The organism is Mucilaginibacter sp. CSA2-8R, from assembly GCF_038806765.1.
Taxonomy (GTDB): domain Bacteria; phylum Bacteroidota; class Bacteroidia; order Sphingobacteriales; family Sphingobacteriaceae; genus Mucilaginibacter.
The window spans coordinates 4,382,217-4,396,222 of record NZ_CP152389.1 but is presented as its reverse complement, the minus strand read 5'-3'; the positions used below and the strand labels follow the sequence as shown (position 1 = coordinate 4,396,222).

The window sequence follows — 14,006 nt, the reverse complement described above, 5'->3', positions numbered from 1 at the left end:
TTTAAATTTGCTAAAACGACGAAGGCTGCCCTTGTTCAAGAGGCAGCCTTCGTCGTTTTATAATTAATACTTTTTATTTAAAAGCATATTTAATGCCCAATCCCGGAGCGATATCAAAATAAGGGCCGCGTCCTAATTCAATGCGGGGGTTAAGATCCAGGCTTACGGCTATCGGGCTTTGCGGAATCAAGTATTCCAAGCCCAACACACCATCTGCACCAATCAAAAGGCTGCTTTTGTCGTAAAATTCGTCATCGCCATTGTAGCGTTTGTAGTATCCGCTGCCAACACTGCCTATGTGGGCACCGCCGCCATAATAAAATTTAAGCGCCGGTACATTAAAAGCGGTTTGGTGTATTTCGTATAAACCTGTAATTACCAAACCTTTTGAGCGGAAACCCAGGATACCCTCCACTGCTGCGCTTTTGTCTAAAAAGTATTTGCCGGTAATACCATTTTCGTAGCCGCCAAATTTTAAGCCCACTGCACCTTTATACAATTGGGCATTTGCCTTTTGCTGAAACAGCATAAAAAATGCTGCCGTAATCAGTAATAGAGCTGTTTTTTTCATAAGTGTGATTTTAGTAGTAACGGCAAATGTCGTGTTTTATGCCGTCAAGATTTTTAAAAAGTTGAAAATGTACCGTTTTATCCTATATCTCAGGATAAATTTTGGAGTTTTTGACTACCCATGTTTAAAATAGTTTAAGCTGATACTTAACTTAGTAAAATGTATTGTCATCAACGTTTCTGCCAAAAGCTTTCATTCATAACCGTTCAAGTAATAATTGTTATTGCCTTGGCTGTTCAGCCGTTCAATGTACTTAAGGCACAGCAGGCAGATGGTACCTATGCCCAGGGAATGGTGGTATGTGCATACCCTGATGCTGCACAGGCCGGTTTAAAAATATTAAAAAAAGGTGGCAATGCCGTAGACGCCGCTGTAGCAGTACAATTTGCTTTGGCAGTAACTTTACCTCAGGCCGGCAACATTGGCGGTGGCGGTTTTATGGTTTATCGCTCGGCTAAAGGGCAAGCCGCAACGCTCGATTTTAGGGAAAAAGCACCAGCTAAGGCTACCGAAAGTATGTACCTGGATGCAAGCGGTAACGTAATTCCTAACAAAAGTTTATATACCCACCAGGCGGCCGGCATACCCGGATCGGTTGATGGCATGGTGCAGGCTCATCAAAAATATGGCAAGTTATCTTGGGCCGTATTGGTACAGCCGGCTATTGATTTGGCCCGTAAAGGTTTCAAAGTAACTGAGCATCTGGCTAACGACTTAAATCATAACCAAGCCGACTTTAGTCGCCTTAATTCGGCACGTACCAATTACTTTGCCAAGGCAACACCTTGGAAGGCCGGTGATGTTTTGATTTTAGAAGACCTGGCTAAAACTTTGACGTTAATACGCGATAAAGGCCGGGCAGGCTTTTATGAAGGTGCGGTAGCAGCACAAATTACGGACGAAATGAAAGCCGGTCAGGGTTTAATTTCGCAAGCCGATCTAAACAACTATCATTCGGTATGGCGTAAACCGGTTATAGGTAAATACAAGCAGTTTAGGGTAATTACTATGCCGCCGCCATCAAGCGGGGGGATTGCCTTGTTGCAATTGCTGCATAGTGTTGAGTCTTATCCCTTAAGCCGCTGGGGCCATAATCAGGATTCGACCGTTCAATTAATAACCGAGGCAGAACGCCGGGTGTATGCCGACCGGTCTAAATACCTGGGCGATCCTGATTTTTATAAAGTGCCTGTAGATAGCTTATTAAATCCGGCTTACATCACCGGCCGGATGGCTAATTTTAATTGGGCACAGGCTACACCAAGCAGCAGTATAAAACCAGGCAGCTTTGCCGGTTACGAAAGCGATCAAACTACGCACTATTCTATTGTAGATGCACAAGGCAATGCAGTTTCTATTACCACTACACTCAACGGTTCGTTTGGTAATAAGATTTTTGTAAAGGGTGCCGGGTTTTTACTGAACAATGAAATGGACGATTTTAGTTCCAAGCCTGGTGTACCTAACATGTATGGTTTGGTTGGCGGCAAAGCTAACAGTATACAGCCGGGAAAACGTATGCTATCTTCCATGACACCAACCATACTGGAAAAAAATGGAAAGTTGTTTATGGTTGTAGGCACCCCTGGCGGGTCTACTATTATTACTTCGGTGTTTCAAACCATATTAAATGTTGTTGAGTTTAACCAGGATGCACAGCAGGCAGTAAGCGCCAAACGCTTTCATCACCAGTGGTTACCAGATGAGATACAGACAGAAAATAACGCTCTGAATGATACCGTGATTAATAAACTGCAGCAAAAAGGATATAAAATTATTTCGCGTGGCAACATAGGCAGGGTAGATGCTATTGTGGTTACGCCAAAAGGTTTAAGCGGCGGTGCCGACCCTAGGGGCGATGACACCAAAGCTGGCTGGTAAGTACTCTCAAATGAAGATGTGAGAATAATGGCGAATGCTTTTTATAATATTTTATCCAGTAATGACGTTTTCACAACAAGTATTCACACCCATCTGCAATGCTTAGCCTAATGGGCAGCTTTAATTAACATTATTTGTATACTTTGGCGTTGTGAAACATCAGCACGAAACTATTGATTACTTGCTAAAAATTGTTTGGCAAAATATGGCTAACCGCTATAACCAGTTGGTTGCCGATTTTGGCATTACGCAATCTATCGGCTACGTACTAATTAATATCGACGAAAAAGAAGGCACAACGGTTTCGCAGGTGGCAGCTTTGTTGGGTTTAAAATCAACCAGCTTATCACGTATGTTAAGTCAGCTCGAAAAAATGGGTCTAATTTACCGGCAGTCTAACGCCGGCGATAAACGTTCTGTTAAGATATACCTCACCGATTTGGGTAAGCAAAAGCGGCAAATGGCCCGTAACATTGTTAAACAATTTAATGCTTATTTAAACGATCACATCAACGACAAGGAAAAACAGCACCTAACCAACGCGCTTAAAAAAATAAATCAGCTTACGTTAGATTATAATCCCGAACAAAGCGTTTAGCATAATGAAATGCCTGCAGCTCTGCTGCTGTTGGGTTATACTGCCTTTTAAATGTTAAAAATTGTTAACCTGCCCGTTTTATTTTTTAAAAAAGTAAATTTGCCGATTAATAATAGGGTGATGAACAGATTATTATTGTTTTGCTGCTGCGCAATCCTTTTTACTGCTTGTAAAAAGGTAAGTGACCCGGCAGTTATCAATAATGATCAAAGAACCATTGATGAAAACATAATAAATCAATATATCACTGAAAATAAGCTAACTGTGGTAAATCCCGGCGATTCATCTGGTGTTAGAGCTATTGTTGTTAAACAAGGGCCGATAAGTACCTTATATAGCCTGTCGAGCAGCGTGACAGTGGGATATACCGGTAAGCAATTAACTTCCGGAAAAATATTTGCACAAACGGACAGTATACATCCTTCTTTCAAACTGGGTGAAGCATTGTCGGGCTGGAAAATTGGAATTTTAAAAGGACAGGTAAACAAGGGAGGAATCATCAGACTGATTATCCCGTCGAGACATGGGTACGGGCCGTATGCACAGCCGGGTTTAGGCTTGCCTGCTAATGCCATCCTTGATTTTACCATCGAAATATTTGATGTAACGAACTAACTTTAAATGAAACAAACTTATTTAGCGCTTTTTTTTCTGTTTATAATAACTATGGCATCGTGCCGCAAAAGTGGCAATGATGTTGATATCAAAACATATGATACCAATCAGATTAAGGATTATATTGCAGCTAATGGCTTATCGGCCATGAAACGCGATACCGTTGGTGGTGACACATCAGGCATATATTATCAAATTACCCGGCCGGGCCATGGCGCTGCATTAAATTACGATACCCGTATTTCTTTTTCGTATACTATTAAATCGTTAGACGGCAGATATGCAGTTACAGATACCATTACCGCACGCAGTTACAATGCAGTTGGATTAATTGCACCAAAAGGCTTAATGATGGTGATACATGACGTTGTGAAAAATAAGGGCACTTCGGCCCGTTTCCTGATCCCTTCTCGTTTAGGCTATGGTGTAAGCGGTAGTGGCGTCGGCACCAGTCGCTTACCGGGCAATGCAAGCTTAGATTATACCGTTAATATTTTAGATAACGATAATACCGCTGCTATGGCTGCTTATGATGATTTGTCTATTCGCAATTATTGCGCGGCTAATAATATCAATATCAGTTCATATACTAAAAAGGCCTCTGGTTTATATATCAGAGTTACCCAAGCCGGTACTGGTACTACCGCGGTTACTTCCACCTCAACCGTTAATGTGCAGTATTTGGGCTATTTGCTAAATAACAATGTATTTGGTCAGTATGATGACCAAAGCAGCACCAATGTAGGCACTGCCCTGAATATGCCTGACTTAGTTGCCGGTTTTCAGGAGGGTTTGTTAGGCCTTACAGGAGGTGCTAAGGTTGATTTGTTGATTCCGTCAAACCTGGCTTACGGTTCGTTGGTAAGAAACACCACGAATGCTGCAGGGCAAACGGTTGTTTCTATACCAACTTATAGTTGCTTACGCTATGGCATTAACTTAGTTAGCGTAACCAATTAATCTCACTACTTGGCAACGGCAGCCCTAAAAGCTTTTAGGGCACGCTCCTTGCCGGTTCTATTTTCGATGATGGGCTCCGGATACTGGTCTGTACCAAATTCCGGAACCCATTTTTTTATGTATTCCATTTTGGGGTCAAACTTTTTTTGCTGTGCTTCAGGGTTAAAAATCCTAAAGTAAGGCATCACATCCGTACCAGAGCCGGCTACCCATTGCCAACTGCCTATGTTGGTTGATGCCTCATAATCTAAAAGCTTACGGCCAAAATAATGCTCGCCCCAGCGCCAGTCAATTAGTAAGTGTTTCACTAAAAAACTGGCGGTAACCATACGCACCCGGTTATGCATAAAGCCTGTAGCATTAAGCTCCCGCATACCAGCATCTACCAGTGGGTAACCGGTTTTACCCTCGCACCAGGCCTTAAACTCATTTTCGTCGTTTCGCCAGGCAATGCGGTCAAAAGCAGGGCGATAAGCATGGTTGGCAGTATTAGGGAAATGGTCTAACGCCATCATATAAAATTCGCGCCATATTAACTCGCCCAGCCAAGTTGGTTCACGATCAAATGCTGTACGGGCCGCATCGCGGATGCTCACTGTGCCAAACCGCAGGTGCAAGCCAATATGCGACGTGCCCTTTTTTGAAGGAATGTCTCGATTTTTAGCATAATCGTCTATAATATGGTCATACTCCATTTCCGGAAACTGTGTCTCGCTTTCCGTAAAATTCATCTGTTTTAAAGTAACATCCGGAAGTTCTTTAGTTTCAAACAAGTTCTTAAAATACTTTTCGGTAGGGTATGCTTTTAGGTAAAAGTCTTTAACCGTTTTAAGCCATCTTTTTTTATAAGGCGTAAATACAGTATATGGCTCCTTGTTATCTTTTACTACCTCGTCTCGCTCAAAAATAATCTGGTCTTTATAAGTTTTAAAAGAAATACCCTGTTTTTGCAGCATCTCGCAAATAGCAATATCACGTTCTTTGGCGTATGGTTCGTAGTCGTGGTTGGTATAAACTTCGGCTATGTTATACTCATTTAAAATTTCTTTGAAGGCATGTATTGGCTTATCATATTTAATAAGCAGGCTGCTGTGGTGCTTGTGAAGTTCTTCGCGTAATTTTTGGATTGTTTGATAAATAAAGGTAACACGGGCATCATCCCGGTCTTCAAGTTTATCTAATATATCTTTATCAAAAATAAAAAGGCACAGTACAGGGTTGTTACTTTTTAAAGCATGATACAGGCCGGCATTATCGTGTAACCTCAGGTCGCGCCTGAGCCAAAATATGGTGGTAGCAGGTTTATCCATAAATGTTACTTAAAGCATCTTCGAGAACGGGGTATTTAAATTGAAAGCCGCAGCTTTGTATTTTTTGCGCTGATACACGTGTGCTGCCCAGCACTACCAAACTCATTTCGCCAAATATAAGTTTAAGCACCGCAGCCGGAACATTAGGCAACCACAAAGGGCGATGCAACTGCTTGGCTACAGCTTTGGTAAGCTGCTGGTTAGTTACCGGGTTTGGCGCTACCATATTATATACATCGGGCGGTAATTGGTTATCTATAGCTTGCAGGTACATATTAACCGCATCTTGCAGATGTATCCAGGGTATGTATTGTTCACCATTACCTAGTACCGTACCTAAACCGAATTTTACAGGTAACGCCAGTGGCGGGAGCGCACCGCCGCCGGTGGTAAGTACCACGCCAGTCCTAAATTTGGTAACAGGTAAGCTCAATTGTTTAGCCTCATCAACAGCTTGTTCCCATTCAATACAGCAGGTAGACAAAAAGTCGTGCAGGGGTACGCTGCCTTCAGTAAGCAACTCGTTTCCACGATTGCTGTAATACCCGGTTGCCGATGCCGAAATTACTTGTTTTACCTGATGGTTAGGGTCTTTATGTAGTAAGTTATAAATTAATTTAATGGATTGTGTACGGCTTTCAATGAGTTCTTGTTTCCGTTTGGCCGTCCAGTGTTTGTCGGCAATTCCTGCACCGGCCAGATGCACAACGGTATCCACACCATTAATACATGCTGGGTCTATTTGTTGCTTGGGCACATCCCACAAAAAAGTTTTAACCTTTGGGTTGCTGCCTGGCTTGCGGCTCAGGTGGCTTACCTGGTAACCTTTAGCCAGCAATGCCTCTGTTAATGGTTTGCCAATAAGTCCGGTTCCGCCGGTAATAAGTACGTGATGATTGGGCATAGGTTATAAACTAACATGCCCCTGATTAGTTTTTAGCAACGTCTGCCTGCATAGCAGTTTCTAAAGCCTCTTTTAACGTCTGCAGTTTTAATGGAATCAGTTTTTCGATGGCATCATCACGCGATACCAAGTCGAACTTCAAATTTTCGACTAACGTTTTAGCGTGGGAGTAACTGATAGGCGTAAGATAATTGAGCCAGTATGAAGACAAGGCTGATGATACCTGAGGTACAGTAACAACCTTTACTTTACGCTGCCGGCAAACATCGCCGTATAAGAGCAGCATATGTTTAAACGTTAATATTTCCGGCCCGCTTATATGAAACTCGCTGTTAAAGGTATCTTCGTTATGCAGGCAACCTACAAGGTAATCAATAACGTTTTGAGTGGATATAGGTTGCTCTTGTGCTTTAGCCCAAGTTGTGGCTATAATAATAGGCGACTTTTTAGTTAAGCCATCCATCAATTCTAAAGCAATACTGCCGGTGCCCACAATCATGGTCGACTTCAAAATGGTAAGGGCAGAGTCACTCTGGCGCAAAATGTCCTCTACGTGCTGGCGCGACAAACCTGCATTGCCTAAATGATCGTCAATTTCGCTTAAGGATATAATTTGCTTGCAGTTTGTTTGATCAATAGCTTGTACAAAGTTTTCGGCCGATAGCGCTTCTAACCCGGCAAATCCAGAGGTTTGCGGCAAGGCGTTAACTAAGTAGTAAGCAGCATCTATATCAGCGGGTAGTTCTTGTATACTGCGCGACCGTAATAAATCTCCGGCTATGGTAGTGACCTGGTTAAAATACGGACTTTGCTTTTCAAAAAGCCTTGGATCTCGTACCATGCATACCACCTCGTGCCCTTGTTGCAGCAAGCCCGGAATTAGTCGTGTTCCTATGTAACCATTCGCACCTGTCAACAATATCTTCATACAATATATTGGAACAACAAAAGGGGCAACGAGTTTTAAAATATATATGTGGTGAAACGTATATATTAAATTTAACCCTGCCAAATATGACAACAGATACTTATTTAAGTTAATAGGTTAACTGTACATGAGGTTTGTAAGTATTTGTTTTTACCTGAGCTTTTAATTCGTGCAATATATTGTATAAGCCAAAATTAGTTCGGTTTACGTAAATAAAATGCTTAACACCACGGGCCTGTTTAAATTCGGGCATGCGCGAAATCTGTTCGCCAAAGCCGTATAACTCGTCAAAAAATGCTGTTTCGCCAAAATCAAATGATGCGCTCATATACGGTTTGGCAAATAACGAAATCATTTGATGATACATACGGTAGAAAAATTCGATCTGCTGCGGGGTATCATTAGGCAAAATCATTTCAAGCTTTCTGAATGCCTTAATAGTTTCTTCCTTATTATCTAACAGGTTGGTTGACGTTAGCGAGAAAAAAGGATAATAAAAATCTTCGGGCATTTCTTTAATACATCCAAAATCAATGATACCCAACTGTCCCTGAGATGTAATCAAGAAGTTGCCCGGATGCGGGTCGGCATGAACGGCGCGTAGTTCGTGTTGCTGATAGTTATAAAAATCCCATAAAGCCTGGCCGATTTGGTTGCGCAGTTCCTGGCTGGGGTTGGTTTGTAAAAACTCTTTAAGGTGTTTGCCCTCTATCCAGCTCATAGTAATAATACGCTTGCTGGACAGAGCCGGGTAATATCGCGGAAAAATAGTGTGCTGCAAAACAGCAGAACAGGCTTTCGATATTTCAATCGAACGGCGCACCTCCAGCTCATAATCCGTTTCTTCCAGCAGGCGTTCTTCAACCTCCCGCATATAAACTTCCAATTCTTTCTCGCTCATGCCTAATAAGCGAAAGGCAAACGGCTTAACCAGCTTTAAATCCGATGATATCGAATCACCTACACCTGGGTATTGTATTTTAACGGCAAGTTTTTCACCGTTTAATTCGGCTTGGTGTACCTGCCCAATAGATGCTGCATTGTTAGAGCGCAGTTCAAACTTATCATAGATCTGCTCGGGCGTTTTGCCAAAATACTTTTTGAAGGTTTGAACGATGAGTGGCCCGGAAAGGGGCGGTGCATTATACTGCGATTGAGAAAACTTGTCTGTATAAGCTTTAGGCAGGATGTTTTTATCCATACTCAGCATTTGTGCTACTTTTAAAGCACTGCCCTTCAGTTCACTTAACGATTCGTAAATATCAGCGGCATTATCCTCATTAAGTTCAGTACGATCTAAATCCGGGTTAAATAGCTTTTTCGAATAATGCTTAATGTAATTGCCGCCTACTTTAAAACCGGTTTTTACAAACCGGGCCGACCTTTCTACTTTGCTGGTAGGTATACTGTTTTGCTCCTTCGCTTTATCTTCACTCATGTTTTTCTTTCTCAAATAGCGCTGCTAATTCCTGTTCGGTAATCTCAGCATAGTCATTAATTACCCGGTCAACCGGTTGTAGTTCATCTGCCGTATGCGACGTAGTAATACCAATAACTTTCATGCCTGCAGCGTTTGCTGCTTTAATACCCGAAAGCGAATCCTCAAATACAATGCAATGCTCCGGCTTTATGCCCAGATCATCAGCTGCCTTTAAAAATATTTGCGGATTAGGTTTCGGCTTGCTTACCCGCAGTCCGTCTACAATGACATCAAACATTGATTTCATGGAAAGGTTGTTCAGCACAAAGTCAATATTTGATGTAGTGGCCGATGACGCCACCGCCAATTTTACACCTGCATTTTTTAATTCCTGTAACAGGCGTTCTAATCCGCTTATAGGCGCCATGCTAGGCTCATAAATTTCCCGGTAGCGTATTGTTTTTTCCTGAAATATGGCCTTCATCTGCTCTTCGTCATAATCGTCGCCGAAAAAGTTTCGCATAGTAACCATACCCGGTACGCCGCTAATTTTTTCGTTGAATAAATCGGGCGTTACTTCTATGCGGTTGTATTGATCAAAAAGTTCTTTCCAGGCTTGATAATGGTATGGATTGTTATCCACCAAAGTGCCATCCATATCAAAAATAGCAGCGTATTTAATCATGTATGTTTTAGATGTACTTTAACAAAAGGCTATTACTTGTTTTTATAGATTGTTTAAAATCTCATTTTTTCTTTAAAGCCACCGTTTTGTACTAAAAACTTGCCATAGTCAAAAAGGTTATCAATTGGCGAACGTTGAAATAAATCGAAAGTTACGTTTACCCCTTTTTCAATAGCCTCGTCGGTTCTTTCAAAGCCGGCAGAATTATCGCCAATCCAAAACTTTAAAATAAAGTTAAACTGCATCCAAAGGGCGTCTTTATATTTGTTAGTGAAAAACTTACGGTCGGTTAACTCGCCGGTTTCCAAACCGTCGCGCAGTATGGCATCAGCAAAACCCTCGAAAATGTTTTTTAAACTATCTAATACGCGGGGCGTACCAATAGGCCTTGCATGTTTTTTAAAGCTATAAACAGCAAAGCTGCGGCTGCCTTTTAACAGCTCAAAAAAGCTATAAAAAAATGACAGTGCCTTTTCGCGTGCTGAGTATTGCGCCCAAACTTCCTGTGTTTTAATTTCGGTAACAGTTTTGCGGACAATATCTGCCCAAACAGATTGTTCAATAGCTTCAAATGATCCAAAAAAGCGGTAAAATTCTTCTTCAGTCATATCGTTATTTTTTGCAAAGAGATATACCGACTTAGGCTCATGTCCTTCGGTTAGCACATAATCAATATAAGCAGTTTGAATACTTTCGGTAGTAGCCATAATGTTGATAAATAATTTTTAATAAATGTACGTGTTTGTAAGCAAGCACTTGTCATGCCAGTATACAAATCGCTAACGTTAATAAAGTTTAAGGTATTACTTATTACCAGCATATTAGCAAAGTGCTCCTCGAAATTTACAGCGAACTTACAAGCGCAAGCGTTTTTATACTTATATTTGATACACTTCCGGCAGTTCGTTGTTGTAGCTTTACATTAAAGACAACCAATTATTTGCCTGTATATGTCTGCCCTTAAAAGAGTATTAAAAGAAAACCTGCCCGAAAAGGTATGTGAAGTGTGTAAGCGACCCTTTAGCTGGCGCAAGAAATGGGAAAAATGTTGGGACGATGTCAAATACTGTAGTGAAAGGTGCCGGAGAAATAAATAATTAGCATTTTTGTATGTTAATTTAGATTGGTTAAAAACAATGAGTGAAAAAATAATACTGGTGTGGTTTAGAAACGACTTGCGGGTGCATGACAATGAAATATTGTTAGAAGCTACCCGAAAGGCCGATAAAATACTGCCGGTTTATTGTTTTGATCCTCATTATTTTACAAAAACAAAGTCGGGCTATAAAACAGGCAATATACGTGCCCGCTTTTTACTGCAAAGCGTAGCTAATCTGCGCGAAAAACTGCAGGCATTAGGCGGCGATTTGTTAATTGTTTATGGCAACCCGGCAGAGCAGATACCGCAACTGGCTGAGCAATACCAGGTAAGCGAAGTTTACCATCACCGTGAGGTAGCTTTTGAAGAAACAAATATTTCTGAAGAGATAGAGGCTGCTTTATGGAAGATGAAACTCAACCTTAAACACTTCATCGGCCATACACTTTACCATAAAGAAGATCTACCTTTTCCAATAAAAGATATTCCGGATAGTTTTAATACCTTTAAAAAGAAAGTAGAGCGCGACAGCAGTGTACGCCCATGTCTTACTATTCCGAAGCATATTGCAACCCCGGTGATTGCTGATGCAGGCGAGTTGCCTACTTTAGAACAGCTAGGCTTAACCGAACCGGTGCCTGACCCTCGGGCATCATTTAAATTTGAGGGTGGCGAAACAACCGGTTTGCAGCAACTCGAAAACTATTTTGCGGTTAATGCCATTGCTGCCGGTGGTAAAGCCAATCGCAATGCAGCTTCTTCTAAGCTTTCGGCCTGGCTGGCCTTGGGTTGTGTATCTCCGCGGCAGGTATATTGGGAAATCATTAATCATGGCCAAAGTGCGCATAATCATCCGCTGATGCTGGAGCTTTTATGGCGCGACTACTTTAGGTTTATGTTTAAAAAATATAGCCGCAGGTTTTTTGAGGCAGAAGGCTTTAAAACTGAAGCACCCGAACTGGCTACTAACCAGGAAGAGCTTTTTGAGCAATGGAAAACCGGTAACACCGGCCTGCCGTTTATTGACGCCAGTATGCATGAGCTTAATGCCACCGGCTTTATCAGTAATGTTAGCCGTCAGGCAGTATCAGCCTATCTGGTTAAAACATTAAAGGTGAACTGGACATGGGGGGCTCGCTGGTTTGAAGAAAAACTGATCGATTATTCGCCGGCCAGTAATTGGGGCAACTGGGCCTACATTGCGGGCGTGGGCAATGATCCGCGAGAAAACCGTTACTTTAGTCCTAAAAATCTGGCCGACCTTGATCCTAAAGGTGAATACGCCAAGCTATGGCTTACCGAAGAGAACGTTGCATAGCTATTGGTGGTAGGCTGCTTTAAAACCTCCGGCTATGTTGCGTGTTGTAAACCATCATGGCCAAAACCCTCCGCCTCATCCTAGGCGATCAACTCAATATAAAACATAGCTGGTTTAAAGAATTACAACCCGATGTAACTTACATCCTGTTAGAGGTAATGCAAGAGCAGGAGTACGTAATGCACCACGTGCAAAAGATACTCGCTTTTTTCGGTGCTATGCGCAATTTTGCCTATCAGCTTTCTAAATTAGGCCACAAGGTGATTTACGTAAAGCTTGATGACGAAAATAATAAGCAAGACTTTGCCGAAAACTTAAACCGGGTTATCAAGAAAGAACACATCACCCGTTTTGAATACCTGCTGCCCGATGAATACCGCCTGGACGAGCAGTTAAAGGAAATATGCAAGAGTTTGCATATTGAAACCGGCAGTGCCGACACCGAGCACTTTCTGACCGAACGGATGGCCGTTAAAAATTTTTTTGGTAAAAAGACGCGTTACCTGATGGAAAGCTTTTACCGCAACATGCGCGAAAAACTGCATGTGCTGATGGACGATGACGAGCCCGAAGGAGGGAGGTGGAACTTTGATGCCGATAACCGCAAAAAATACGACGGCAAGGTGCCACTGGTGCCACCGGTGGTGTTTAACCATGATGTTACGCCGTTAAAAAAAATGATTGATGCGGCCAACATAAAATATTTTGGAGAGGTAGATGCCGAGCATTTCGGTTGGCCGCTTTCGCGGCAAGAAGCTTTGAGTGCTTTGAAATACTTTTGCGAGCATTTGCTGCCCAACTTTGGTACTTATGAGGATGCCATGTTGCAGCAACACATCAGCCTGTTTCATTCGCGGATGTCTTTTGCCATGAATGTGAAGCTGGTTTCGCCGTTTGAGGTGGTAAGCACGGTATTAAAATATTATAACAAGAATTCTAAACTGATATCGCTGGCACAAGTTGAAGGTTATATCAGGCAAATTGTGGGCTGGCGCGAGTTTATGCGCGGCGTTTACTGGGCACAGATGCCCGATTATCAGGAGAAGAACTTCTTTAAGCATCATACCGAAATACCTCACTGGTTTTGGGATGGCAAAACGCAAATGAACTGCTTAAAGCACTGTATCGGGCAGTCGCTTACCGACGCCTGGGCGCATCACATACAGCGTTTAATGGTAATTGGTAACTTTTGCATGCTGGCAGGTATCAATCCGGATGATGTAGATGCCTGGTATTTAGGTGTTTATATAGATGCTATACAATGGGTAGAAATTACCAATACAAGGGGTATGAGCCAGTATGCTGACGGAGGAATTATAGGATCTAAGCCATATGCCGCGTCAGCCGCATACATCAATAAAATGAGCGATTACTGCAAAAATTGTCATTATGATTATAAGAAAAAGTATGGCGAACGTGCCTGTCCGTATAATAGCCTGTATTGGAACTTTTACGAGCGTAACGCTGAAAAGCTGCAAGGCAATCCGCGTATAGGAATGGCTTATATGACGCTCAAGAAAATGAAACCCGACGAAAAGCAGAAGATTATGGAACAGGCCGAGCTTTACCTTGATGATTTGAACAAACTGTAACTCCAGCTAACCTGTTTCAGGGCATTTAATGCTTTCATTTTGAATAAAATAAACTTTTGACAATTCTTAACATAATTAATGCAGATTTCCTACCTTTGCAGTTCCTGAAAGGAGGTATTTAGAAG

General features: G+C 42.0%; 14 protein-coding genes. 7 read left to right on the top strand and 7 right to left on the bottom strand.

Annotated elements, in window-relative coordinates; genetic code table 11:
- Positions 1–73 precede the first annotated feature (73 nt).
- Positions 74–571 (bottom strand): hypothetical protein, encoded by a 498-nt coding sequence (locus AAGR14_RS18705; protein WP_342645762.1) that lies wholly within the window; start codon positions 569–571, stop codon positions 74–76.
- Between the two features lie 228 nt (positions 572–799).
- Between AAGR14_RS18705 and ggt the strand changes: the two genes are divergently transcribed.
- The 4 genes from ggt (at position 800) to AAGR14_RS18685 (ending at position 4,625) form a co-directional block, all read left to right on the top strand.
- Positions 800–2,452 (top strand): gamma-glutamyltransferase, encoded by a 1,653-nt coding sequence (ggt, locus tag AAGR14_RS18700; protein WP_342645761.1) that lies wholly within the window; start codon positions 800–802, stop codon positions 2,450–2,452.
- 151 nt (positions 2,453–2,603) lie between these two features.
- Complete coding sequence (locus AAGR14_RS18695; protein WP_342645760.1) at positions 2,604–3,050, top strand: MarR family transcriptional regulator; 447 nt, start codon at positions 2,604–2,606, stop codon at positions 3,048–3,050.
- Between the two features lie 120 nt (positions 3,051–3,170).
- The gene (locus AAGR14_RS18690) at positions 3,171–3,665 is read left to right on the top strand and encodes an FKBP-type peptidyl-prolyl cis-trans isomerase (RefSeq protein WP_342645759.1); all 495 of its coding nucleotides are present in this window, start codon (positions 3,171–3,173) and stop codon (positions 3,663–3,665) included.
- Positions 3,666–3,716: 51 nt separating this feature from the next.
- Positions 3,717–4,625 carry an FKBP-type peptidyl-prolyl cis-trans isomerase gene (locus AAGR14_RS18685; protein WP_342645758.1) on the top strand — a complete coding sequence of 303 codons (909 nt, stop codon included), beginning with the start codon at positions 3,717–3,719 and terminating at the stop codon, positions 4,623–4,625.
- A 5-nt stretch (positions 4,626–4,630) separates the two neighbouring features.
- On the opposite strand, the gene AAGR14_RS18680 is transcribed toward AAGR14_RS18685, so the two are convergent.
- The 6 genes from AAGR14_RS18680 to AAGR14_RS18655 form a co-directional block, all read right to left on the bottom strand.
- On the bottom strand, positions 4,631–5,935 hold the full coding sequence (locus AAGR14_RS18680; protein ID WP_342645757.1) for a deoxyribodipyrimidine photo-lyase: 1,305 nt from the start codon (positions 5,933–5,935) through the stop codon (positions 4,631–4,633).
- Positions 5,928–6,839 (bottom strand): TIGR01777 family oxidoreductase, encoded by a 912-nt coding sequence (locus AAGR14_RS18675; protein ID WP_342645756.1) that lies wholly within the window; start codon positions 6,837–6,839, stop codon positions 5,928–5,930. The genes AAGR14_RS18680 and AAGR14_RS18675 overlap by 8 nt, the downstream gene beginning before the upstream one ends.
- Positions 6,840–6,864: 25 nt before the next feature.
- The gene (locus tag AAGR14_RS18670; protein ID WP_342645755.1) at positions 6,865–7,767 is read right to left on the bottom strand and encodes an NAD(P)H-binding protein; all 903 of its coding nucleotides are present in this window, start codon (positions 7,765–7,767) and stop codon (positions 6,865–6,867) included.
- 109 nt (positions 7,768–7,876) lie between these two features.
- Positions 7,877–9,205 (bottom strand): AarF/UbiB family protein, encoded by a 1,329-nt coding sequence (locus tag AAGR14_RS18665; protein ID WP_342645754.1) that lies wholly within the window; start codon positions 9,203–9,205, stop codon positions 7,877–7,879.
- Positions 9,198–9,872 carry an HAD family phosphatase gene (locus tag AAGR14_RS18660; protein ID WP_342645753.1) on the bottom strand — a complete coding sequence of 225 codons (675 nt, stop codon included), beginning with the start codon at positions 9,870–9,872 and terminating at the stop codon, positions 9,198–9,200. The genes AAGR14_RS18665 and AAGR14_RS18660 overlap by 8 nt, the downstream gene beginning before the upstream one ends.
- 53 nt (positions 9,873–9,925) lie before the next feature.
- Entirely contained in the window at positions 9,926–10,579 is a 654-nt protein-coding gene (locus AAGR14_RS18655; protein ID WP_342645752.1) for a TetR family transcriptional regulator C-terminal domain-containing protein, read from the bottom strand.
- Positions 10,580–10,822: 243 nt separating this feature from the next.
- Between AAGR14_RS18655 and AAGR14_RS18650 the strand changes: the two genes are divergently transcribed.
- The 3 genes from AAGR14_RS18650 to AAGR14_RS18640 are packed head-to-tail and all read left to right on the top strand — an operon-like array spanning position 10,823 to position 13,881.
- Positions 10,823–10,969, top strand: a complete 147-nt coding sequence (locus AAGR14_RS18650; RefSeq protein ID WP_342645751.1) for a DUF2256 domain-containing protein — start codon at positions 10,823–10,825, stop codon at positions 10,967–10,969.
- Between the two features lie 39 nt (positions 10,970–11,008).
- Positions 11,009–12,289: a DASH family cryptochrome gene (locus tag AAGR14_RS18645; RefSeq protein WP_342645750.1), complete on the top strand. Its 1,281-nt coding sequence runs from the start codon at positions 11,009–11,011 to the stop codon at positions 12,287–12,289.
- A 56-nt stretch (positions 12,290–12,345) separates the two neighbouring features.
- Positions 12,346–13,881 carry a cryptochrome/photolyase family protein gene (locus tag AAGR14_RS18640; RefSeq protein ID WP_342645749.1) on the top strand — a complete coding sequence of 512 codons (1,536 nt, stop codon included), beginning with the start codon at positions 12,346–12,348 and terminating at the stop codon, positions 13,879–13,881.
- Positions 13,882–14,006: the final 125 nt, after the last annotated feature.

What these genes read in the sequence shown, in the direction of transcription:
- AAGR14_RS18655 (WP_342645752.1), bottom strand. Translation starts at nt 10,579, where the DNA reads ATGGCTACTACCGAAAGTATTCAAACTGCTTATATTGATTATGTGCTA.
- AAGR14_RS18665 (WP_342645754.1), bottom strand. Translation starts at nt 9,205, where the DNA reads ATGAGTGAAGATAAAGCGAAGGAGCAAAACAGTATACCTACCAGCAAA.
- AAGR14_RS18685 (WP_342645758.1), top strand. Translation starts at nt 3,717, where the DNA reads ATGGCATCGTGCCGCAAAAGTGGCAATGATGTTGATATCAAAACATAT.
- AAGR14_RS18705 (WP_342645762.1), bottom strand. Translation starts at nt 571, where the DNA reads ATGAAAAAAACAGCTCTATTACTGATTACGGCAGCATTTTTTATGCTG.
- AAGR14_RS18670 (WP_342645755.1), bottom strand. Translation starts at nt 7,767, where the DNA reads ATGAAGATATTGTTGACAGGTGCGAATGGTTACATAGGAACACGACTA.
- AAGR14_RS18640 (WP_342645749.1), top strand. Translation starts at nt 12,346, where the DNA reads ATGGCCAAAACCCTCCGCCTCATCCTAGGCGATCAACTCAATATAAAA.
- AAGR14_RS18650 (WP_342645751.1), top strand. Translation starts at nt 10,823, where the DNA reads ATGTCTGCCCTTAAAAGAGTATTAAAAGAAAACCTGCCCGAAAAGGTA.
- AAGR14_RS18660 (WP_342645753.1), bottom strand. Translation starts at nt 9,872, where the DNA reads ATGATTAAATACGCTGCTATTTTTGATATGGATGGCACTTTGGTGGAT.
- AAGR14_RS18690 (WP_342645759.1), top strand. Translation starts at nt 3,171, where the DNA reads ATGAACAGATTATTATTGTTTTGCTGCTGCGCAATCCTTTTTACTGCT.
- AAGR14_RS18680 (WP_342645757.1), bottom strand. Translation starts at nt 5,935, where the DNA reads ATGGATAAACCTGCTACCACCATATTTTGGCTCAGGCGCGACCTGAGG.
- AAGR14_RS18645 (WP_342645750.1), top strand. Translation starts at nt 11,009, where the DNA reads ATGAGTGAAAAAATAATACTGGTGTGGTTTAGAAACGACTTGCGGGTG.
- AAGR14_RS18675 (WP_342645756.1), bottom strand. Translation starts at nt 6,839, where the DNA reads ATGCCCAATCATCACGTACTTATTACCGGCGGAACCGGACTTATTGGC.